Source organism: Glycomyces tritici (genome assembly GCF_030403505.1).
In genome coordinates this window covers 135,580-156,348 of the sequence record NZ_JAUEMJ010000012.1, presented here as the reverse complement: position 1 = coordinate 156,348, position 20,769 = coordinate 135,580, and the positions used below count along the sequence as shown (strand labels likewise).

The window sequence follows — 20,769 nt, the reverse complement described above, 5'->3', positions numbered from 1 at the left end:
CGGTGTGAGGGAGTAGGAGGAGCAAGGTCGTGATCGGTGGAGGGGTCGGTCACTTCGCCTCCCCAGGCGTGGTGTTCAGGTACTCAAGCAGGTTGCGGACCCAGCTGAAGTCGGCGCGGATGCGCTGCACGCGTCCGTCGACGTCGCGCATCACGAACTCGCGGTAGGGGAGCTTCTGCGTCTCCGCCGCGTCCACTTCGGACAGTGAGGCGAGGACGCTCTCGTAGCCGACGCCCGTGGGCACGCGGAGCAGCTTCAGGGCCTCCTCGGCCACCTCGCGGTCCTCGGCGATGCGGCCGACGAAGACCGTGGAGACCAGGTTCTGCACGTCGAGCCCGAGGATGTCCTTCGGGTTCTGGCTCGCGACCAGCGCCGCGAGGTTCCACTTGCGGGAGTCGCGGGCCAGGCGCACCAGGAACGAGCGGCCGGACTTCCAGCCCTCCATGAAGTGCGCCTCGTCGAGGCCGACGAGCTTGCGGCGGTGCATGTCCCCGCCGTAGGCGCGGCGCACGGCCAAGCGGTGGGCGGTGTGGAGCATCGGCAGGGCCAGGGCCTCTTCGGCGCTCCAGTACTCGCGCTCGATCCCGAGGTCGGGGAGGCGCAGGCCGGACATGGTGATCACCGTGAGCGCGGTGTCGTCCTCCAGCACGCCCTTGTCGGGGCTGCCGAAGAACAGCTTCGCGAGCGGCATCTCGGCGGTGTCGAGCAGGAGCGCGGCGAGTTCGGCGCCGTCGCCGGTGACGTGGTCCTCGGCGTCCTGGAGCGACTCGACGATGTCCTCGATGGTCGAGTCCTCCTCGGCCGGCACATGCCGGGCCGCGTGGCGCAGGAGCCGCGCCGTGGAGGCCTCGCGCTGGATCTGCGGCGGCAGGAGCATTGCGCAGATGTCCTGCACGAGCATGCGCCTTTCGCTGCGCGCGTTGGAGACCGCGATGTCGTACTCGCGTTGGCCGTCCGGGGAGTCCTCGTAGTGCTCCCGCTTCGGGGAGGGGATGAGCGCGTACGGCGCGAGCGTCCCGTACTCCGAGCCGGTCAGGTTGAGGACCCGTGAGAACGGCTTGAGCTCGGGCATCTCGCACAGCCGCGCGAGCGGGCCCGAAGGGTCCAGGAGGGTGACCTGGACGCCGCGGCGGGCCGCGAGGTAGCCGATCGCGCCCATGAGCGTGGACTTGCCGCCGCCGGGTTCGGCGACGAAGACCGAGAGGCCGGACTTCTCGCGCACTTCGGTGGCGAAGTGCATGTCGAGGAAGACCGGGCGGCGGCAGGTGCCGGCGGTGCGGCCGATGAGGTCGCCCCGCTGGTCGCCCACGGTGGAGGCCGCCTGCGGCAGGGCCGCGGCGAAGAGCTTGACGGGCATGCGGCGCACGTAGCCGGTCTGCGCGACCGGTTCGCCCGGGATGAACTCGCGGGCCAGCCAGTCCTGGTTCTTGGGGTGCTGGAGGCTGATGCGCATGTCCCGCTGGTACATCTGCATCAGCGTGCGGGCGCGTTCCAGGCACTCCTCTTTCGTGTCGGCGGTGACGGCGATGCGGTGCCAGCCGTGGGCGCGGGCGGCGTCGATCGGCAGGCCGGTGGTCATCTCGTCGCCCACGCCGAGGGCGCGTTCGGCGAGGCGCTGGAGTTCCGGCGGGGCGTCCATCGCGTGCTCGTCGTAGTCGCGCTGCTGGCTTCTGATGAGGCGCAGGCGGTGGTCGAGGTCGCGGAACGCCTCGCCGGGGCCGAGGATGTCGATGCGGCTGGAGATCTCGACGGGCCACGGGCAGCGCTCGTGGAAGTGCAGCCACGGCTCGTGGCGCTGGGGGATCTCCAGCTCTTCCATGCGCCCGACGGTGAGGACCGCGGTGTGCTTCTCCTCGCCGGTGAGGCGGTTGACGAGTTTGACGGTGGAGCCGTAAGGGCTGCGGTAGCGCTCGATGGACTCGGTGAGGGCCAGGACGTCGCCGGACTCCCACTCGCCGTTGGAGCCCGAGAGCAGGCGCGGCGGCGACATGCCGAGGGCGACGGAGCGGTAGACGAGCCATTCGAGCTCGGCGGTGGTGGCGCGGCGGGCGCGCACGCCGAAGGAGCCGAGGACCTCGTCGAACTGGAGGCTGCGCTTCTCGATCTTCTCGCGCTCGGAGAGCCTGGTGCCGCGGCCGAACATGCGGCCGACCTTCTCGCCCAGCTGGTCGAGGGCGCCGCGGCGGCTGAAGGTGATGCCGAGGAAGGTCTCGCCCTCGGCGTGGGAGAGCTGCTGGAGGTGGCGCTGGGCGGCCACGAGGTGGTCGGCCCAGCTGGTGCCGCCCGGGACGGTGCGCAGCGGGCGGGCGGTGTTGTGGTCGACGGTGCGGGCCCACTGGTCGGCAGGGAACGGCCGGGTGGTGCGGCGCAGGTGGACGCGGAGGCCCGCGAGGCCGGCGAACTGCTCGGCGATGGCGACGATGAGCGCCTCGCGCTCGAGGTCGGGCCGGAAGGACCAGCGCACGCCGGGCAGCTTGTACCAGGCGGTGACCGAGGCGGGCGTGAACGTGGCGTGCCCGGCGATCTCGGTGAGGCTCAGTTCGCGGAGCGGCTGCTTCTCCTTGTCGCGGGGCAGCGGCTTGACGCGGGTCGGCTTGAGGTCGGTGGTCTGCAGCTGGGCGGCCTCGGCGCGGGCCTGCTTGACCGGGACGAGGTCCTGGCCCGGCACCCGTTGTGCACCCTTTTGTTCAGCTGCTGTACGACCTGTGGAAACATTCCCGCGCCGCTGGTCAACAGCCTGTGGATAACTCTGCCCTTGCTGTGGATAACTTCCGTTGTGCTGTGGATAACCCTGTGGATTTCCGCTGGTGGGAGCCTGTGGGTACCGCTGTTGATAGCCCTGTGGATAACTCCCCGGATTCTGTGGATAACCCTGGGGATAAGCCTGTGGACGACTCCCGGCGGGAGGGGTCATCGGTGCAGGTGGTGAAGCGTGTCGGACGGAGTCCGAAGGGGAGGCCGGACGTCCCGGGTCCGTCGGGGAGGGCTGGGCGGCCGGGCTCGGCTGCGTGGGGGCCGGGGCGGGCGGGCTCGCCGTGCGGTGCGCGGTGACCGGCTCTGCCCTGAAGACGGCGTCGGCCAGCGCGGTGGCGTCGTCGCCGAGGTCGCCGGACTGCCGCTCCCGGTCCCGCACGGGTGCGGGGGGCCGGGGGGCGGAGAACTTGGCGACGGGCTGTCGGCGATCCTCGCCGCTCATAGACGCTCCTCAGTTCGGACGGGCTCCACGAGTGTGGGCCGCAAGCGGATCGAACGGGTCGTGAACGCCGGTATCCGCTTCTCGTCGCCGGCGTCGCGCGTGTGCTTCCAGTCGGTGAGCAGCGTGCGGACGACGGTGGACGCGGGGCGGTCGGAGTCGACGTAGCGGAAGATCAGCGAGGTGGCGACGAGGGCGAGGGAGATCTCGATGGCGGGGAAGAGGTCCACGTCGCCGGTGAAGGACCAGCGGAGCAGCATGAAGAGGGCCAGGATGGCGGCGAAGGCACCGTACTGCCCGTAGGGGAGGTGGACGGGGAGGGTGTAGCCGGGAGGGCCGAGGTACAGCAGCCGGGCACGGTAGATGTCATCGTCGGTGCGCAAGCGCATGGCGTCCTCCGTCCGGCCTTACTTCAGGGGCGATGTGGGGGGCTTCGCTAGTCCTCGGAGCTGAAGAGGACGTCGACCAGGCCGCTGCCGACGGCGACCAGGACCACGGCTCCGGCGATGAACGCGATGCCGATGATCGCGATCGTGGAGGAGGTGAGCACGCGGCTGACCTCGCCCTTGTTGGAGCGCGCGATGAAGATGAGTCCCAGGATGGCCAAGAGGATCGGGGCGATCTTCGACAGGAAGAACCCGATGATCCCCTGCGTGTTGATCTCGGCGCCGGCCTGGGCGTGCGCGGCCACCGTCCAGAGTGTCTCACTCATCATCGTCAGTCCCATCCTTCCGTCACAGGAGTCACTGTTGTCTCACGTAACGCAATTTTCACTCATGTTTCTTGTCTCCCAACCCAATGCCGGGTCTTGCCCTCATCATATGCCGCGGTGCTGACAGAACGCACCTTCGTCGGGCCGAAGAGCGACTGCAAGCGCTGCCAGGAGACAGTGAATCTGATTCAGCCGCGGAAGGCAATCCGATGGGCGCGATCACTCCGTGTCGGCAATCCGACACTAAACTCGGGGAGGACGGTGTCCTACGCTCGGAGACGCCCCGGCACCGCACAATAGAGCCCGAGTACCCGACGCCGCCCGCCACAACCGAATCCAGCCCACACCGCCGGCCACCAGGCCGAGCACCGACCTCGCGGAGACCACCTTGGACAACATCGACGACATCGCCGGGAGGCTGACCGCCGCCGCGATCGCCTTCGCCGTCGCCGGTCTCGCCGTCGCCGCCCTCTCGGCCGCCGCCCTCGGCGGCGTCCGCGCCTCCGAGAAGTGGCCCTCCGCCCCCGTCCCGCGCCTCGGCCGCCCCGCCGTCATGACCGGCGCGCTCGTCGGCCTCATCATGTTCGCCCTCGCCGCGGGACTGTTCTCCTTGGCGCAGTTCGGCACCGGGCTCAACGCGAACCTGCGGGTGCTCATCGCGGTCGGCGTCGACCTCGCCGCCCTCGCCCTCGGATTGTGGTTGGTGAGCTACGTTGCGGGGAACGTCGAGATGCGCACGCTCATCAACGTGCCCGACCAGCCGCTGAACCCGCCGCCGATCCCGGTGTCGGGCGACCCGACCCGCTACCAGATGCCGGACTACACGGAGACCCCCATGGAACCCGAGCCGCAGGACTACCCGCACCCCGCACCCGAACCGCGCCACCCGCAGCAGTACCAGCAGACGTACTCGGAACCGCGGTCGCCGTACGCCCCCGACACCGCCGCGACCGGCAGCCTCCCCGCCGCCCGCTCCAAGGTCCCGACCATCCCCACCGACACCAGGCCCGGCTGGGTCTTCCAGGACCGCGGCACCGGCGCGTACTACGCCGCCGTCGCCCAGAGCCGCGGCGGCATCAGCCTCCTCGCCCTCGACGACTTCACCGTCGCCCGCACCGCCTCCCTCGTCGGCCCCCTCGAACTCGTCGGATCCGTCGAAGCCACCGTGTGGCCCTTGGAGAACGGCGAGAACGGCAGGACCGAGGCCGAAGCCGACCGCTGAGGCGACCGCTTGGAATAGTGCCCACCGTGGCGGTGAGCTGCCCGAACGGTCGCCCTACCGCTCGTGCAGCGGTGCGCTCCACACGCGTTTGTTCGGTATTGTCATGGTGACGTCCACCGAAGTGAGCCGCCGCTGTGACCGATCCCGGCCAGACTTTCACCGACATCGATGAATATGTGACGCTGCGCCTCGACGACGACAAGATCATCGTCGCGGTGACGGCCGCCGGATTCCGCCAGCCCACCAGCACCATCGCGCGACTCGTCACTGAACTCGCCGCCCGGCTCCCCCGCCCCGGCGCCGAAGCCGACGCCGCCGTCGCCGACGGCGTCAAAGCGATCGGCGCGCTCCAGCAGGCCGCCGCCACCGGCGGCTACGAGGCCTTCGCCGCCGTCATGCGCGGACGCCTCGGCATCGACGGGCTCACCAGCCCCATCGGGCCCGCCACCACCCTCAGCCGCGACCCCGAGCACGACCGCGCCCTCGCCGGGCACCTCGACGGCGTCCTCAAGACCATGCGCGCCGCCCAGACCGCCCGCACCGGCCCCACCGCCCAACGCGACCACCTCGACGTCAGACTCCACAGCGACGAAGGCGACCTTGCCGTCACCACCAGCGCCGCCCTGGCCGTCGCCGCCGTCTGGATCGCCCCCGCCGCCCGCCAGCGGGGCCTCGACGGCCTCGGCCGCGCCCTCACCGACCTCATCGCCCGCGCCCGCGACGAACTGCGCCGCACCGCAGAAGAGCGCGCCCGCGGCGAGCTCCCCGCCGACCTCGCCCGCAAGGCCGAGCAGGCCCCCGCCGCCGCCGACCGCGCCACCCGCGCCGCCGGCGACATGGCCGAGCGCATCCAGCGGCTCAGCGACAGCATCCAGCGAAAGGCAGGACCCCGATGACCCGCGTCTTCGACAGCGAATTCGTCCGGCGGCTCGGCGCCGACATCGAGGCCAACGTCGTCCCGATCCTGGAGAGCACCGACGAGTACCTCCAGGTCATGAGCGAGATCGATCGCGGCCTCTACACCACCGTCACCCTCCCCATGGCCGCCGCCTACTCCATCGCCACCTCCACCGTCACCGAGTCCATGGCCGGAGCCGCCGCATGCTTCCGCGAAGTCAACGCCGCACTTGACGCGTGCGCGCAGGATATGGACGACACCGACGAAGCCTGCGCCACCGCGTTCGGCGCGAACGGATAGGAGCGGGCGGACCATGTCTACGGGGCAGAGCATCATGGAGGCCGGGGAGGCGATGGCCGGCGAGTACAACGCCGTCATCAAAGGCTGCGCCATCGGCATCGCCGCGCCCGCCATCGCCTTCGGGCTCTCCACGCAGGCGCTCGCCACCGTCGTCTACCTCAACCAGTGCAACCCCGGCGACATCATGAAAGGCGCCGGGGCCTGGATCTCCCTGGCGGAGAAGAACCTCGAAGCGGTCGAAGCACTCCAGGCCGAGGTCGACAAGGTCGACGACGAGCACTGGTCGGGCGCCGACGCCGACGCCTTCAAAGCCGCCGCCGGGGACGTCAAAGCCCAGCTCACCGAGCTCGCCGTCAACGCCTACCTCGTCGGCGCGCAACTGCTCGCGTTCGCGGTGATGCTCACCGTCTTCTGGATGTTCCTCACCGCCGCCACCGCCATCATGGCCGTCTACTTCGGCGCCTACATCGCCGCGCTCTCCGGCGTGGTGAGCGCCGTCGGCGCCCCCGCAATCCTGACCAGCGCGAACGTCACCGCCGCCGCACTGCTGGCCACCGCCAAGAGCTTCGAGGCCACCCTCATCGCCATCTCGACCGGGTGCGCGGCGATCACCGGAGCGATGTCGATCTTCACGTTCGCGTTCCAGAAGTCCCAGGGCAACCCGGTCTCGCCGCTCGACATCGCCGGCGCCGGCCTGGCCAACATCGTCGAGGGCCTGCTCGTCTACGGGCTCAACGCGGCCACGATGACCTCGGGCGGACGGCACGCGACCGGTGCGCTGGCCAGCGGCTGGGCGCTCGCGGGGCACCTCACGCAGGCGGCGTCCACGGCGTTCCCGGCGTACAAGGGCGAGGACGAGGGCTGGAAGGCCGGGTTCGACGGCGGCGGGCCGCTGCTCGGCGTCCCCGACTCCGCGCTCAACTGGCTGTGGGAGGACAACGCGCCCGAGTCGATGAAGAACCCCGAAGACCTGGACTGGTCCTGATGCGCACCGGGAGCCCTTCGTTCCGGGCGCCGCGGCCGGGCTGGGAGATCACGCGCATCGGCGAACCGCCGAGTGCGCCCGGCGGGGGCGTACTGGACCTGCGGGTCGGCCACTGCGGCGGCGCGACCGACAAGACGCCGGCGCAAGCCGCGGTGAACGTCTCGGAGCGCCGCAAGACGGGCGACCCGATCGCCGTCTGGAGCGACCTGCGGTCGAGCCTGGTACCGGTGGTGCTCGTCGACGGGACGCCGGCCGCGACCGGGTGGGGCCGCGTCGAACTGCCGCTCGCCGCGGGCCGGCACCTGATCGAGGTGCAGAGCCAGCACTCCCGCACGTGGCGGGCGTTCGACATCGCGGCCGGGAAGACCACGAAGCTCGACTACATCGGGATGCTCGGCGAAGCGCACCGGGCGTACGGCGAGGAGGAGCTCCGCTGGAACCTGAGGGGCCTGCACGGGCACACCGTGGGGCCGCGCGGGCGCTTGAACTACTTCCAGTACCTGCCCGCGAACGCCAAGGAGCGCAGGAGCTTCCTGGCGTTCATGCTTTCGCTCCTCGTCGCGGCCACCCTCGCGGGCACGCTCGCCTACGCCGGGCTGCCGATCAACGTCGTCATGTCCGTCTCCAGCGCGATCTGGCTGGGCGCCTTGGCGGTGTGGGGGTGCAGGGTCCTGTGGACGCACCGGCGCTACAACCGGCTCGCACCCGAAGCGCCGCTGGACACGCGCCCGTTCACCCGCGGTGCGGCCGCGCCGCTCGTGCTCGACGCCGACGGGGACCTGCCCGGACTTGGGCCCGGGGCCGCGGCCGTGCTGCTCGACGCGCGGTTCCTGAAGGCCGACCTCGCCTCCGACGAGCTGGCGCTGCAGCTGCCCGAGGGCCAGGACCGCATCGACGGGAAGCAGGCCAAGGCGTTCAACGCCGTCGGCGAGGTCGTCCCGATCCGGCACCGGTACGCCGTGCCGCCACCGGAAGTCCTGCTCGACGGGGTCGCCTTGGGGGCGTTCTGGACCCGCATGTGGCTGGAGGTGCCGCCCGGCGCGCACCGGCTCGAGGTGCGCACGCCTGCCGCGCCGCTCCCGATCGAAGGGCGGACGCACCTGCCGCACACCGCCGCCGCCCAGATCGACCTCGACGCGGGCGAGGTGGCGCGGATCGACCTCGCGGTCACGGTGACCGCGGTGCCCGACCCGCTGCGTCCCGTGCTGCACCTGTGGCACTGCCGCATCGACCGGCTCGGCCCCGCGGCGGCGCACGAGGCGCCCGCCGCGCCGAAGGCCGACCTCCGCGGCGGGCTGCGCCGCGCGGTCACCGGCCGGTACTGGGAGACTAGGCACGACAATCCCCCCGAGCGGTGATGGCGGCCGTTCGGGAGGTTCCCATCGATGGCGCCCGGTTGCTACCGTGAACCCATCCGGTCACCCCTGAAGGCGCGAGGTGCGTATCGATGAGCGACAACTCGAGCGGGTCCTACCCTGGGCTCGACGCCGCCGCCCCGGCCCTGGGTGCGCCCGCGTTCGGCAGTGCCGCACCGCCCGCCGCGCCCCCTCCGCCCGCGGCGCCGCCGCCTTCCTCTGACGAGGCGGTCCCGCCGGTGGCCGAGGAGAGCCTGCCCGCAGGGCGCACGGCCTGCTCCAACCCCAACTGCGGCAACCCGACCGAGCACCCCGCCGAACTCGACTGGCAGCAGCTCGTCTCCGCCGTACCGGTCGAGGGCCAGCTGTACCGCCTGCGCCCCAAGGAAGCCGGGATGGCGTTCCCGACCGAGGCCGACTTCCGGGCCGCCGTCGCCGCCGTGCGGCCCGAGCGCGCCGACGCGCACTCGCTCCAGCGCCTGCGCGGCGCCTGGACCGAGCAGGTGTCCGGGAGGCTCGCGGACTGGTCCGAGCAGATCAAGTCCAACCTGAACGACCTCGCCGAAGGCTGGTCGGGCACCGACTTCGAGGCGTTCGAGAGCGCGTGCGCGCAGACGCGCGAGCTCGTCGAGGACCTCGTCGACGACATCGACGCCACCGTCGCCGGCCTCGAGTCCACTGAGGAGGCGCTCTACTCGATCCAGGGCGGCGCCTCGGGCGAGATCCCTTACCCCGCACCGCAGTTCTGGATCGACGGCGACTGGCACAGCTGGGTGTCCGTGCATGTGCGGCCCGCGTGGTGGCACGGCGACTGCATCGAGTACACCTGCCAGGACGCCGAGCACGTGCTCGCCCTCGGCGGGGCCGAACCCGAGCTCGCCACCGAGATCATCGACTACATCGACGAGCGCATCCTCCATTACATCGACTACTACGCCAGCCCGGTCAACATCGAGCGCGACGGCCTCGACCCCTCGAAGGGGCTCACCGTGGTGGAGGCCAAGGAGCTCGCCGTCGCCGATGCGATGGAGCACTACGGGACCCTCGTCGACCAGAGCTGGGGCGCGTACGACGCCCGCCAAGCAGAGTCCAATGAGGACATCCAGCAGCGGAGCACCGACACCGACGCCGAGGACCGCTCCGTGCGGACCGTGCACAGCGACAAGGAGTACCCGGCGTCCGCCGACCCCGCGTACATGCACCTCGAGCCCCCGCCGATGGAGCAGCCCACCGGTTCCGCGCAGCCCATGGCCAGCGAGGACCCCTCTCTCGACCCGCCCGTCGGCGATACTCTCGCCGGCCCCGTGGAGCCCGACGAGCCCGCTGAGGACGATGGCGAGGAGACGAGCGGCGGCCTGGCGAGCGGCGGTCCGGGTACCGCCACCGGGGGCGGCTTCGGTGGAGGCGGCGGTTTCGGCGCGGGCGCCGGAGGCGGCACCGTACCCGCCAGTGCCGCTTCAGGTTCCGTTCCGATGGGCGGCGCCCTCGGCGGTGCGGCCCTCGGCGCCGCAGCGGGCGGCGCGGCCGCAGCATCGGGCTCGCGCGGCTCCACGGCCATGATGAGCGGCGGGGGAGCCGGCGCCGGGCACGGCGCGAACATGGACGACAAGGACCGCGAACCCGACGTCGACCTGGTCGAGGACGAGAACATGTGGGGCTTCGTCAACGAGGACGACGACCCCTACGCGTAACGCCCCGCGTCCACGACACCTTCGGAAGGGAACCCTGACATGCCAACGCGCGCTTTCGATCCGGCCGCACTCGAGCGGTACCGGGAGTTCCTCGCCGAACGCCTCGAAGAGCTCGAGAACGAGATCATCCCGTCCCTCAGCGAGGGCGACCTGAAGAAGGCCCCGGCCTTCGGCACCGCCCCCGGCGCGGCCGAGAACGCCGCCGTCCAGTACGCCGACTTCCACGCCACCACCTGGCGCAACCTCCAGTACCTTCGCGGCACCCTCCACGGCCTCATCGCCGGCCTCCAGGCGGCCATCGACACCGGCGGCGCCGTCGACCAGCAGGTGGCCACCGACATCGCCCGGCTCGCCGAAGGCGACGACCTCTACGCGTGAGCCGTGCGCGGGGTGGTTCCAGAGTGGTAACTGTGGTTCCTGTTGCGGCACAAGATATCGCCGGACCCGCAGATTTGCGCCGCCGATATATGATGAGTGATCCTCAGATGGCACAAAGCGACTGGAGATCACATGTTCGGAGAGGACGCGATCGCTCAGCAACTGGCGGATGCTCGGGCGACCTTGAGCACGGTGGTCAAGTCTCCTGAGGCCAACCAGGTCGAACCGGTGGTCGTGGAGGGCGTCGAGGGCCTTCTCAGACTCACCCTCGGTGTCGAAGGCCGCGTGGACAAGTTCGAGTTCGATTCCCGCGTCATGCGCATCGGCTCCGAAACCCTCTTCAATGAGATCAAACGCATGGTCAACGCCGCCTTGGACGAACGCGCCGAGGCCATGGGCACCGACGAGCCCGTGCCGGACCTCGAGGCCATCAACGAGTCCGTGGCCGAAATCCAGGACCGGTCGCTGCGCCAGTTCCAGGCCATGAGCGCCTCGATCAGCGAGGTCATGAACAAGCTCCATGGAGGCAAGTAGCCATGCCGAGCTTCGACATCGACCCCGATTCCATGCGCCAGGCCGCCGACCAGCTCGACGCCGCCAAAGAAGAAGTGCAGGGCCTCCTCGACCAGTTCACCGGTGCGCTGGAGCAGTTCGCCGACGCCTTCGGCGGCGACGAGATCGGCATGCTCGTGGGCCTCGCCCACCAGGCCTGCGCCGACGCCCTCAGCGAATGCTTCGGGACCAACATCGAAGAGCTCGCCGACTACGCGCAATGCGTTCGCGAGATGGCCGACAACCACCAGGCCACGGACGACGAGACCGCGCAGATCTTCAACGAACTCCTCGGCGAGCTCGGCACCTGACCCTGACCCCGGCCTCCGAGGAGGTACCACCCCCATGGGACTGCAACTCCCCTCAGAACTCACCGGCCTGCTGAGCATGCTCGGCTACGACTTCCCCGAATCCGACGAGGAGTCGATCTTCAACCTCGCCGGCGAGTGGACCGGTATGGCCGACCAGATCTCGGGGAGGGTCGAGACGCTGAACGCCGCCGCATCGACGCTCCTCGAGAACAACATCGGCAAGGAGATCGACGCGTTCAAGAGCGAGTGGGACGATGCCGAGTCGGCGGTGCGGAACATCGCCGACGCCGCCGACCCGACCAACCTCATCAACATCGGCCTGACGATCGCGGCCGGAGTTGTTCTCGCCCTGAAGGTCCAGGTGATCGTCCAGTTGGTGATGCTCGCCTTCCAGATAGCCCAAGCCATCGCCACCGCGGCGGTCACCTTCGGTGCGTCCCTTGTGCAGATCCCGATCTTCAAGACCATTACCGGCATCATCGTCGACCAGCTCATCGGCATGGCCATTGACATGGTGCTCAATGGCTAGGCCGCGCGTGAACCCGAATCGCTCCACTCGTACCCCGACTGCGAGGCTCGTCAGCGCGACCCTTGAAGACGTCAAAGCCTTCCGCACGTCCAAGGGCGGCCGAGACGCGATGGACAACTCCGGGAAGCAGCCGATGGTCCTGGAGCTCAAGCTGACCAAGGACTTGAAGAGGCGCGACTTCCGTAGAAAGGCGAAGGCGCTGGAAGCGCTCGGCAGGGACGGCAAACTCATCAAGACGAAGCCTCCGAAGCGAGGCAATCCGGTGAAGAAGTACCGGAAGGACACGGTGAAACGCATTGAGCAGCGGTACGCCGGCAATCCGACGCTGATGAAGAAGATGCTCAAGAAATTCGACTCGTCGCAAAGCGGCGTCGATCCCAGAAGCGTCACCAAACGCGACCAGTACATGGAGCCGGATCACATCCACGAACTGCAGCTCGGCGGCAAGGACGAGGCCGCTAACCTCAGATGGATGGACTCTCGGACCAACCGTCTGCTCGGAGGCGACATCAACGTCGCGCTGTCGGGCGTACCCGAGGGCACGCCGATCATTGTGAGGATCGTCTGATGAGTGACCTGCTGAGGCAGCGTGTGGAGCGGTTCAAGGCCGCCTTGGTCGAGCTCGGCCTCGACGGCATCCGAGTGCTCGACCCGATTCCCGTCGACCGGCTGCCCGAAGCGATGCATGCCGAGATGAAGACCGTGTACTCGGTCGTCGGGGGCGTCGTCGGCGAGTCATTGCGCATCCACGACCTCGAGGAGATCACGGCCGAGTACGGCAGGCCCGACCTGAACGAGGTGACCGGGGAGTTCACCGATCCCGTCCCCCGCGAATGGAAGAACTTCGGGGCCCTTGTCGGCGGCTTCGACTTCACGCTTTCGGGCAACACCGAGACCGGGGCTATGGGCTTCTACGACCCGGAGGAGATCCAGTACGCGGTCGTGGACGGCGAATGGCTCGAGGTCCAGGAGGTCTGCCCCCGGCCGCTCCAGTTCTTCACTGAGTACCTCTTCGGTCCCCGCTACCCCGAGCTGATCCCTGAGGAAACGATCTACTCGTCGGATTCGATCCCCAAGGAAGAGTGGTTCGACGAGACCTGGTTCCGAGTGCTGCAGCAGGCCGGGTTGGACGAGCAGCCGAGCGACGGATAGGTAAGGAAGGAACATGGCGGCATCAGCGAGGTTCCGAGCCCTGTGGAGCGAGGACGAGATGGTTCCGTATCCCCGCGGTCCCTGGGTCGAGGCGGGCATGCCCGCCCCCGCCCTTCCCGAAGGGGACGAGGTGCCACTCGACGTCGCCGTCGTGTACACCGCCTATCTCACCGGGGACCTCAAGCTCTACGACCCGATCCGCCTGACCACGGCGACCGGCTCGCTCGACATTCCCCTCATTGTGATCGGGGCCGTGCCTGAAGACCATGACCTGCTGTACATGCTGGATCCGGGCACGGGGGATGTCGTCCTGTTCGACCTCACCGGCCAGGAGGTCCAAGGTGTCAACTCGAACTATCGGTGCTTCGTCGAGTTCCTCTACCGCTTCGCCCAGTTCGTCGAAGCGGACGAGGGGAAGCCGGACCGAGCCGACAAGGCCTCGGCCCTACGGGAGTCCCTCGCTGCGATCGACCAGAACGCGTTCCAAGAAGGTGCCTGGTGGCCGATGGTCTTCGACCAGCTGATGTCGTGACGTCCCGGGACTTGGGGTTCGAGTTCCCGTTTCAGGCCATCCGCGCGCAGCGGACGCTCCTTCGCGCGCTTCGGTGAGCCCCGGTCGTGACTGACGTACCTCCCCGCCAAGACGGTGCGGCGAAAACCGACATCACGGACCCTGAACTCGGTCCGGAACCGGCGGCGCAAGGCGGCCTGTACTGGACCTTCGACGCCTTCTTTCGGGAATGCACCGGTTGCGGCCCCCTGCTAACCTGAATTCTGAACTCACATCGAGACCCGCGTAATCCCCCCGGAGGACGCATGGCCGCGCACAGTCCCCGGACCTGACCGCAGCCGTCCTCTCGCGATGGCGTCCGACCGTTCGTCGGGGGAACGTACCGCAGGTACTGAACTCATAGACAGGGAATGCGATGGCGTCCAAGCAAGTCGACCCGGAAGCGTTGCGCGCCTACCGTACAAAGGTGGAGCAGCAGCTCGAAATCGTGGAGAACACCCTCATCCCGAAGCTCCGCAACGGTGAAGTCCTCGGCAAGGCGCCGGCGTTCGGGTACCTGGAGAGCTCGCAGACCGCGAAGCAGAGCTACGCGACCTTCCACTCCACGACCTGGGAGAACCTGCAGCTGCTCCGGCAAGCGCTGGAAGGCATCATCGACACCCTCAACGATTCCGGGGCCGCGCACGAGGACTCGGACGAGAGCAGTGCCACCGACTTCGAGAACGAACTGTGACAGTGGTCAGCCGGCATACGGGCGGCCGACAGAGAGGAACACTGACGTGACCCGAAATCTGACCCTGATCAAGAGCCTCGCCGTCGCGGGCGTGGCCGGTCTACTCCTCTCCGGTTGCGGCGGCGGTGGCGACAACCCCCCTGCCGGCAATACCGACGGCGGAGAGGACTCCAGCACCGGCGGGAGTACTGCGGGCAGTTCGTTCTCGGTCATGGAGAGCTGGGAAGGGTGCGAGGCACTCGACGACATCCAGCCGATCCAGGATTACATGGCAGTGTCGGACCTCGGCAGCAGCGGGCTGGTGACCAGCAAGATCGGCGCCGGTCTTGACGGTGAGGCCTTCACCTGCGGGGCCATGGCCGACATCGCCCCCCTCGAGAAGGACGGCCGGGAGTTCCCCGGCAACGCCACCATCACCGTCGGCGGCGTGCCGTGGAACTCTGAGGAAGAGGCGACGGAGAACTTCCAGTCGCGCGTCACCCAGCTCTTGGACTCGATCGAGACCGACGGCACCGAGCGCACGAACGTGAAGGAGGGTGAACTCGAAGGCGACTGGGACGAGAGCTACCTCTACACAGGCCAGGACACCACGTCCTGGTACATCAACGCCATCGGCCGCAAGGGGGACCTGGTCGTCTACACCTTCCTCAACTACACCGAGGACCCGGGCGTCATGTTCGATGCCGAGCCGACCTACCCCTTCACCCACGAGGAGATCATTCCCTGGGTCGCCAACGACTACATGTCGCAGACGCTCACCGACCTCCTCGCCAAGAAAGAGAGCGGGCTTTAGTCATGGCCGATGAATTCGAGAAGGAAGAGTACGGCGACGCCAAGGCCGGGATCGAGGATTCCGCGATCCAGGCCCGTATCTCGGAGCTGGTGAAGACGCCGAGCTGCAGCCTCAGCGAATGCACTGCCAAGGTCGTCGAACCGGCTGAGGAGGCATGGCTCCGGCTCATGTCGGCGGTTCCCATGAAGGGGCAGACTGCCAATATCCGACCTGCGCGAGACATTCAGTCCTACGCGCTGCCGAATGGCGAGTCGGTAGCCTCGCTCGTCGCCTCGGTGCGCCCCTCGCCAGCCGATGAGTACTCGATCGAGAAGATCAGCTCGGAGTGGCAGACGTTCTATTCCGAGCTCTACAACGTGCCCGAGGACCTCAAGGCCGGCCTCTCCACGCTCTCCGAGGACTGGGAAGGCGATGACTACGACGCCTTCGAGGAGCAGGTGGAAAAGGTCATCAAGAACTGCCGCACGATCCTCGACGACGTCTGGGGCGATGACGGCGGCGCGGTCAAGGTCCTCAACGACAAGGCCGAGGAGATCTTCAGCCAGCAGGGCGGCAACGAGTGCGTGTACCCCGCGCCGAAGTTCCACCTCGAAGACGCCGCCGCGTGCTCGCACAAGATCCACATCCGCCCGGCGTACTTCCAGAAGTGCGAGGTCTTCCCGGACGACGAGACCAAGACCGCGATGGAGTGGGCCGGGTTCGACTCGAGCATCATCACCGACATCGAGAACAATCGCGATGAGCTCTACCAGAACTCGCTCCAGTTCGCCACCGACTACCCGAACGCGTACGTCGTGGGAGGCAGGACGCCTTCCCAGTACGCTCAGGAAACGACCGACCAGTGGGTCAAGGACCAGACCGACGCCCTGGGCACCGACGGTCAGGAGGACCTGCAGGAGCAGGCCACGATCGTCAACGGCGACATCATGGACCGCAAGACCAACGCCAATGTGCAGGTCTCCGAGATCGATACGAAGGCGAAGAACTCGGAGCAGACGGCCTTCAACGACGCCGCTGTCCCTCCCACTCCCGATCTCGACGGCGGCAGCCCTCCCGGCGGCGGCGCCCCTCCCGGCCTCGGCGACATGACTCCTCCCGACTCTCCCAAGCCGATGAACCCGCCGTCCCTTCCGACCGGCCCCGGCCCCGGGGACTTCGACCCCAACAACCCGAACCTCCCGGGCAACCCGGACCGTCCGGGCTCGAACCTCCCCGACCCCAACGGGTTGGACGACAACCCGTGGAGCCCTTCCACTCCCGACCCCGATGACCTGTCCGGTGGTCTGGCCTCCGGCGGCGGGCTCGGCGGTGGCGGCCTCGGCGGCGGCGGGCTTCCCGGTGGTGGGCCCGGCGGCGGTGCCGGCGGCGGCCTCGGCGGTGGCGCCGGCGGCGGCCTCGGTGGTGGCATGGGCGGCGGCATGGGCGGCATGATGGGCGGCGCCGGTGGCGGCCGCGGAGCCGGTGCAGGTGCCGGCGGCGGCCGCGGTGCCGGCGGTCCCAAGGGCATGGGCAAGGGCATGGGCGGCGCAGGTCGCGGCGGCATGGCCGGCGGCATGATGGGCGGCGCCGGTGGCGGCCGCGGCATGGGCGGCCAAGGCGAAGGCGACCAGGAGACCGGCACCTGGCTGACCGAGGACGAAGACGTCTGGGGCATCGGCAACGAAGAAGAAGACCCCTACTCGTAGACCGATTCCGGGCCGGACGATGATCGATGTCGTCCGGCCCGACCCATACCGCGACGATGGCCGGGCCGCGTGCCCGGCCATCGTCTTACCTGAAGGAGTACGACATGGTCGAGATGCTGCTCGAAGGCCTCGTCAACGCGGGCGTCGACTCTGTCGACCAGCGTCTGCACGCCCGCCGCACGGCCCGCTTCGCGGAGAAGGCGGGCCTGCGCTACGACGCGGCCGTGCAGGCGCCCCACATGGCCCGGACCTTCGGGGAGATCGGCGCCGGCCCGCTCCGGAACGTCGTCTCCGGCCAGGTCGGCGGCGGGCACGCCATCGCCTGGGAGCGCGAGGTCAAGGTCCCCCTCGGGGAGGACCACGTGCAGTACGCGAACCTGCATCCGGGCGGCGCCTTCGTCGCCGTCCCGCTGCGGCGCCCCCGCCCGGCGGTGGTCGTCCGGCAGTGGGTCCCGGTGATCACGAGCGATGAATGCGGTTGGCTCCCAGGGGCAACCAGAGTGCACCTGGAGGATTCGACGGCTGAGCGGCTGTTCCGGGTCTCGGCCGTGGACCATGCTGTTGCGCGGCATCTCGTGGACGAGCGCGGGCTCCTCGCCAAGCCCCGTCGCTCCTGGGCGGTCCTGGGCGGGTGGGCGGTCTCGTTCGGGGACCGGATTCGTCGCCGGGGCAAGCGCGGCCTGCACGCCGAGGTCGCGTTCCTCCGCGCGCTGGCCGACCGCTCTGATCGCATGTGAGGGAACGACGCCTACTGGAAGTTAGCCCGAATGCGTTAGATTGGGCCCGTCGCGACCCCGAAGCGACACGGAGTGTTCATCCCCCGGCCCACTGGAGTCTGATGCCATGACAGGCAACGCTGATCAGTACGGATCCGACATCTCGCAGTACGACACCCCCACCGAAGACGGCACCCTCACCGACATCGCGCAGGGCACCCCGGTCGTCAAGAGCGTCTACAAGACCGCTGAGGACATCTACGGAGTCGTCGCCGGAGACGACCGGATGGCCTCGGCGGCAGGGCTCGCCGGCGACATCTACACCCTCGGCCTCGACGCGATGCTCGCCGTCCGGGACCCGGTCTACGCACTCGTCAACGCCGGCTTGAGCATTGTGCTCGAACTCGTGGACCCCCTGCAGGAGATGCTGCACGCGGTCTCGGGCGACCCCGACGAGATGCAGGTCCAGATCGAGGTCTGGGGCCAGGTCGCGGAGGCCCTCACCGCGCTCAAGGACGAGACGGCCGACGCGGTGAACAGCCACCTGACGGCGTGGACCGGCCAAGCGGCGGACGCCGCGTTCAACCAGCTCGGCGGGCTCGAGGCCTCGGCCTACGCCGCCGCGCACGAGGTCGAGGGCGTGCAGCAGCTCCTGGAGTGGTCGAAGCTCCTGGCCGAGACCATCGAGGCGGTCATCAGGTCGATCATCGCCGAGCTGGTGTCCTGGCTGATCATGCGGGGGCTCTTGGCCCTGGCCTCCAGCGCGTTCACGTTCGGGGCGTCCGTGGCGACGTTCCTGCTCTCGGCGGCCTACAAGTCGTATTCGATGTTCAGCCGCGCGTTCCGGAAGTTCTCCGAGGCCAGCCGCCTGTTCCGCATGCTCTACGGCTTCCTCGGGAAGTTCCTCCTCGACAACCCGACGATCCTGCGCGGCGCGGGCGGCTTCCTGGACTTCCTGAAGGCGATCGGCGCCAAGGCCGGCCTCTCGGTCGCCACCGTCGGCGGTCTCGGGGCGGTCATGCAGGGCAAGGACATCGGGAAGAACGCGGCGTTGGATGCGTTGATGCCGAACGAGAGCGGTATCTCGCGCGGCAGCGGCGGGCAGCTGGCCGTGGACCCGGACGAACTGGTGGCCACCGCCGGGGCGCTCGAGGGCCTCGCGGGCAACACCGACTCGATCCAGTCGGTCGCCCAGCAGGCCACGTCCGCGGAGATGACCTGGGGCCTTCCGGGCTTGATCTTCGCGAGCAAGTACACCGACACCGGCCAGGGCCTCACCGAGGTGATCGGCGATCTCTCGACGGCCCAGACGGGGACGGCGACGAGCCTTCGTCAGTGCGCGGACGACTATTCGGCGGCCGACGGCGACATCGCCGGGGAGTTCGGCAACCTCCAGGGGCAGCTCGACGGCAAGTGACCCGCAGGCGCGGGCCCCGGCTACGGCTTGGGGCCCGGCCGGCAGCGCAGCGGGTCCCATTGGTCGCACGTCGCCGCAGCGGCGCGCCCGCCGGCCCTGCCGGGCGGCGCGGCCTGCGCGAGGGCGCGCGCACGCTGCGTTCGGATGCGGGCGGGAGCCGGTTAACATGCAGGTGAACCGCGGGCGAATTGCGATCGCGGAATCGAAGGGAGGCGCCGTGGACGCGGATCCGACAGCGGACATGCAGCGCAAAGCGGGCGAGATTCAGCGCCTCGCCGTCGAGGCCCGAGGCGAGGCGGTGAGCGAGGACGGTTCCGTCCGCGTGGTCACCGGCGCGGCCGGGGACCTCCGGGAGCTCGATCTGCGACTCAGCGCGTTCCAGTTGAGCGGCGTGGAGCTCGGCGAGGCGATCGTCGAGACCATCAGGGCCGCCGAGCACAAGGTCCAGGCCGAGCTCTCCGCGGAGATGAGCCGCATCATGGGCCTGCCCGTCAGCGAGAACGTGTTCGGCGGCGGACTGCCGCGCGTCGACCCCGAGCCGGAGGCGTGACGATGACCGACCGCAACCGCGACCCGCAGGAGATGCTGCGGCGCCTGGAGCAGATGCAGGCCGACGCCGAGCAGATGATGGCGAAGTACAACCGGCTCGCCGATGAGATGGGCGCCAGCGAGATCGAAGTGGTCTCGGACGACGGCCTCCTGCGCGTGAAGCTCGACGCCGAGGGAAAGGTCGCCCACATCGGCATCGACGAGTACGCGATGCGGATGCGCCAGACCCTCGCGCCGGCGATCATGATGCTCATCGAGCAGGCCAAGGCCGAGTACGGCGTCAAGATGACCGAGATGGCCCAGTCGCTGCTCGGCGACCGCATGGACGTGATGGGCATGGTGCGCAGCACGCTTCCTGAGGACATGCGCGCCCGGTTCGACCGCGAACGCGGCCTGTAGCCCGACCTCGGCAGTAGAGGCCCTCGATGCCCCGGAACCCCCGCTTCGACCTGCAACTGGACTCCCCGGGCCTGCTCGAGCGCCAGTGGTTGGAGCCCGGTGAGCGGACGATCGACTGGATCCCGCAGTGGAGGCTGCCCGTGTTCGAGGGCGTGCCCAGGCCGCCTTGGACGGCCGGGCAGGTCCTGCGGCGCGTCGGGAAGACCGCCGCGCTGACGCTGGCCTGGATCGTCGGCTCCGTCGTGCTGCTGGTCGTGCTCGCCATGCTCAGCGACGGACTGGGCGGCGCGAGCGCCGACGGATCCGGCGGATCGAAGCTGAAGGGCCCCAACGTGGTCCTGCGCGGCAAAGGCCGGGACTCGGTCATGGGCCGCCTGGTGACGCCCGAGCTGCGGTGCCGCGGCCTGTGGGTGTTCACCGACCGGCGCATCGCGTTCGTCGCGGTCGAGGGGCGCACCTACGGGAGGTTCCTGAGCGGGGCGGGGAATCCGAACACGTTCACCGAGCCGGTGCCGATCCGGACGATACTCGAAGTGCGCGGCACGCAGTACGAGTACGAGGGCGAGGTGGACCGGCTGCGCCGGACCCGGATTCTGCGGCGGTTCAAGCCGGCCGGGGTGTACCGCCGGATCGCGTTCGCCGACGGCTCGGGCATCGACCTGCGCCGCTACCGGAAGTAGGCGCGATG

24 protein-coding genes are annotated in these 20,769 nt (G+C 69.2%); 21 read left to right on the top strand and 3 right to left on the bottom strand.

The window, feature by feature from the left end:
* Positions 1–49: 49 nt before the first annotated feature.
* The 3 genes from QWI33_RS26670 to QWI33_RS26660 all read right to left on the bottom strand — a co-directional run bounded on the left by QWI33_RS26670 (position 50) and on the right by QWI33_RS26660 (position 3,905).
* A complete protein-coding gene (locus QWI33_RS26670; RefSeq protein ID WP_289958214.1) occupies positions 50–2,668 on the bottom strand; it encodes an ATP-binding protein in 2,619 nt (872 codons plus the stop codon).
* Positions 2,669–3,192: 524 nt separating this feature from the next.
* Entirely contained in the window at positions 3,193–3,582 is a 390-nt protein-coding gene (locus tag QWI33_RS26665) for a hypothetical protein (protein ID WP_289958213.1), read from the bottom strand.
* 47 nt (positions 3,583–3,629) lie between these two features.
* Positions 3,630–3,905: a hypothetical protein gene (locus QWI33_RS26660; protein ID WP_270116960.1), complete on the bottom strand. Its 276-nt coding sequence runs from the start codon at positions 3,903–3,905 to the stop codon at positions 3,630–3,632.
* Positions 3,906–4,293: 388 nt separating this feature from the next.
* On the opposite strand from QWI33_RS26660, the gene QWI33_RS26655 reads away from it, so the two are divergent.
* The 21 genes from QWI33_RS26655 (at position 4,294) to QWI33_RS26555 (ending at position 20,761) form a co-directional block, all read left to right on the top strand.
* Complete coding sequence (locus QWI33_RS26655) at positions 4,294–5,127, top strand: hypothetical protein (protein ID WP_289958212.1); 834 nt, start codon at positions 4,294–4,296, stop codon at positions 5,125–5,127.
* A gap of 134 nt (positions 5,128–5,261) precedes the next feature.
* Entirely contained in the window at positions 5,262–6,023 is a 762-nt protein-coding gene (locus tag QWI33_RS26650; protein WP_289958211.1) for a hypothetical protein, read from the top strand.
* Positions 6,020–6,325 carry a hypothetical protein gene (locus tag QWI33_RS26645; protein ID WP_289958210.1) on the top strand — a complete coding sequence of 102 codons (306 nt, stop codon included), beginning with the start codon at positions 6,020–6,022 and terminating at the stop codon, positions 6,323–6,325. The genes QWI33_RS26650 and QWI33_RS26645 overlap by 4 nt, the downstream gene beginning before the upstream one ends.
* Before the next feature lie 13 nt (positions 6,326–6,338).
* Positions 6,339–7,310, top strand: coding sequence for a hypothetical protein (locus QWI33_RS26640; protein WP_289958209.1), 972 nt, complete (start codon positions 6,339–6,341; stop codon positions 7,308–7,310).
* The gene (locus QWI33_RS26635) at positions 7,310–8,668 is read left to right on the top strand and encodes a hypothetical protein (protein ID WP_289958208.1); all 1,359 of its coding nucleotides are present in this window, start codon (positions 7,310–7,312) and stop codon (positions 8,666–8,668) included. The genes QWI33_RS26640 and QWI33_RS26635 overlap by 1 nt, the downstream gene beginning before the upstream one ends.
* Positions 8,669–8,757: 89 nt before the next feature.
* Positions 8,758–10,356, top strand: coding sequence for a WXG100 family type VII secretion target (locus QWI33_RS26630; RefSeq protein WP_289958207.1), 1,599 nt, complete (start codon positions 8,758–8,760; stop codon positions 10,354–10,356).
* A gap of 39 nt (positions 10,357–10,395) precedes the next feature.
* Positions 10,396–10,734, top strand: coding sequence for a hypothetical protein (locus QWI33_RS26625; RefSeq protein ID WP_289958206.1), 339 nt, complete (start codon positions 10,396–10,398; stop codon positions 10,732–10,734).
* 132 nt (positions 10,735–10,866) lie between these two features.
* Positions 10,867–11,268, top strand: coding sequence for a hypothetical protein (locus QWI33_RS26620; protein ID WP_289958205.1), 402 nt, complete (start codon positions 10,867–10,869; stop codon positions 11,266–11,268).
* Positions 11,269–11,270: 2 nt separating this feature from the next.
* A complete protein-coding gene (locus QWI33_RS26615) occupies positions 11,271–11,597 on the top strand; it encodes a WXG100 family type VII secretion target (protein ID WP_289958204.1) in 327 nt (108 codons plus the stop codon).
* A gap of 34 nt (positions 11,598–11,631) precedes the next feature.
* Positions 11,632–12,126: a WXG100-like domain-containing protein gene (locus tag QWI33_RS26610; RefSeq protein WP_289958203.1), complete on the top strand. Its 495-nt coding sequence runs from the start codon at positions 11,632–11,634 to the stop codon at positions 12,124–12,126.
* Positions 12,127–12,133: 7 nt separating this feature from the next.
* Positions 12,134–12,694, top strand: coding sequence for a hypothetical protein (locus tag QWI33_RS26605; protein WP_289958202.1), 561 nt, complete (start codon positions 12,134–12,136; stop codon positions 12,692–12,694).
* Entirely contained in the window at positions 12,694–13,278 is a 585-nt protein-coding gene (locus QWI33_RS26600) for a hypothetical protein (protein WP_289958201.1), read from the top strand. The genes QWI33_RS26605 and QWI33_RS26600 overlap by 1 nt, the downstream gene beginning before the upstream one ends.
* Positions 13,279–13,291: 13 nt before the next feature.
* Positions 13,292–13,810, top strand: a complete 519-nt coding sequence (locus QWI33_RS26595) for an SUKH-4 family immunity protein (RefSeq protein ID WP_289958200.1) — start codon at positions 13,292–13,294, stop codon at positions 13,808–13,810.
* Between the two features lie 394 nt (positions 13,811–14,204).
* Entirely contained in the window at positions 14,205–14,522 is a 318-nt protein-coding gene (locus tag QWI33_RS26590) for a hypothetical protein (RefSeq protein ID WP_289958199.1), read from the top strand.
* Between the two features lie 46 nt (positions 14,523–14,568).
* The gene (locus tag QWI33_RS26585; protein WP_289958198.1) at positions 14,569–15,315 is read left to right on the top strand and encodes a hypothetical protein; all 747 of its coding nucleotides are present in this window, start codon (positions 14,569–14,571) and stop codon (positions 15,313–15,315) included.
* Between the two features lie 2 nt (positions 15,316–15,317).
* Positions 15,318–17,000, top strand: coding sequence for a hypothetical protein (locus tag QWI33_RS26580; RefSeq protein WP_289958197.1), 1,683 nt, complete (start codon positions 15,318–15,320; stop codon positions 16,998–17,000).
* Between the two features lie 104 nt (positions 17,001–17,104).
* Positions 17,105–17,737 carry a hypothetical protein gene (locus tag QWI33_RS26575; protein ID WP_289958196.1) on the top strand — a complete coding sequence of 211 codons (633 nt, stop codon included), beginning with the start codon at positions 17,105–17,107 and terminating at the stop codon, positions 17,735–17,737.
* Between the two features lie 106 nt (positions 17,738–17,843).
* Positions 17,844–19,133, top strand: coding sequence for a WXG100 family type VII secretion target (locus tag QWI33_RS26570; RefSeq protein WP_289958195.1), 1,290 nt, complete (start codon positions 17,844–17,846; stop codon positions 19,131–19,133).
* A gap of 217 nt (positions 19,134–19,350) precedes the next feature.
* Positions 19,351–19,683 (top strand): YbaB/EbfC family nucleoid-associated protein, encoded by a 333-nt coding sequence (locus QWI33_RS26565; RefSeq protein ID WP_289958194.1) that lies wholly within the window; start codon positions 19,351–19,353, stop codon positions 19,681–19,683.
* Between the two features lie 2 nt (positions 19,684–19,685).
* On the top strand, positions 19,686–20,081 hold the full coding sequence (locus QWI33_RS26560; RefSeq protein ID WP_289958193.1) for a YbaB/EbfC family nucleoid-associated protein: 396 nt from the start codon (positions 19,686–19,688) through the stop codon (positions 20,079–20,081).
* A 26-nt stretch (positions 20,082–20,107) separates the two neighbouring features.
* Positions 20,108–20,761 (top strand): hypothetical protein, encoded by a 654-nt coding sequence (locus tag QWI33_RS26555; protein ID WP_289958192.1) that lies wholly within the window; start codon positions 20,108–20,110, stop codon positions 20,759–20,761.
* The last annotated feature ends 8 nt before the right edge of the window (positions 20,762–20,769 follow it).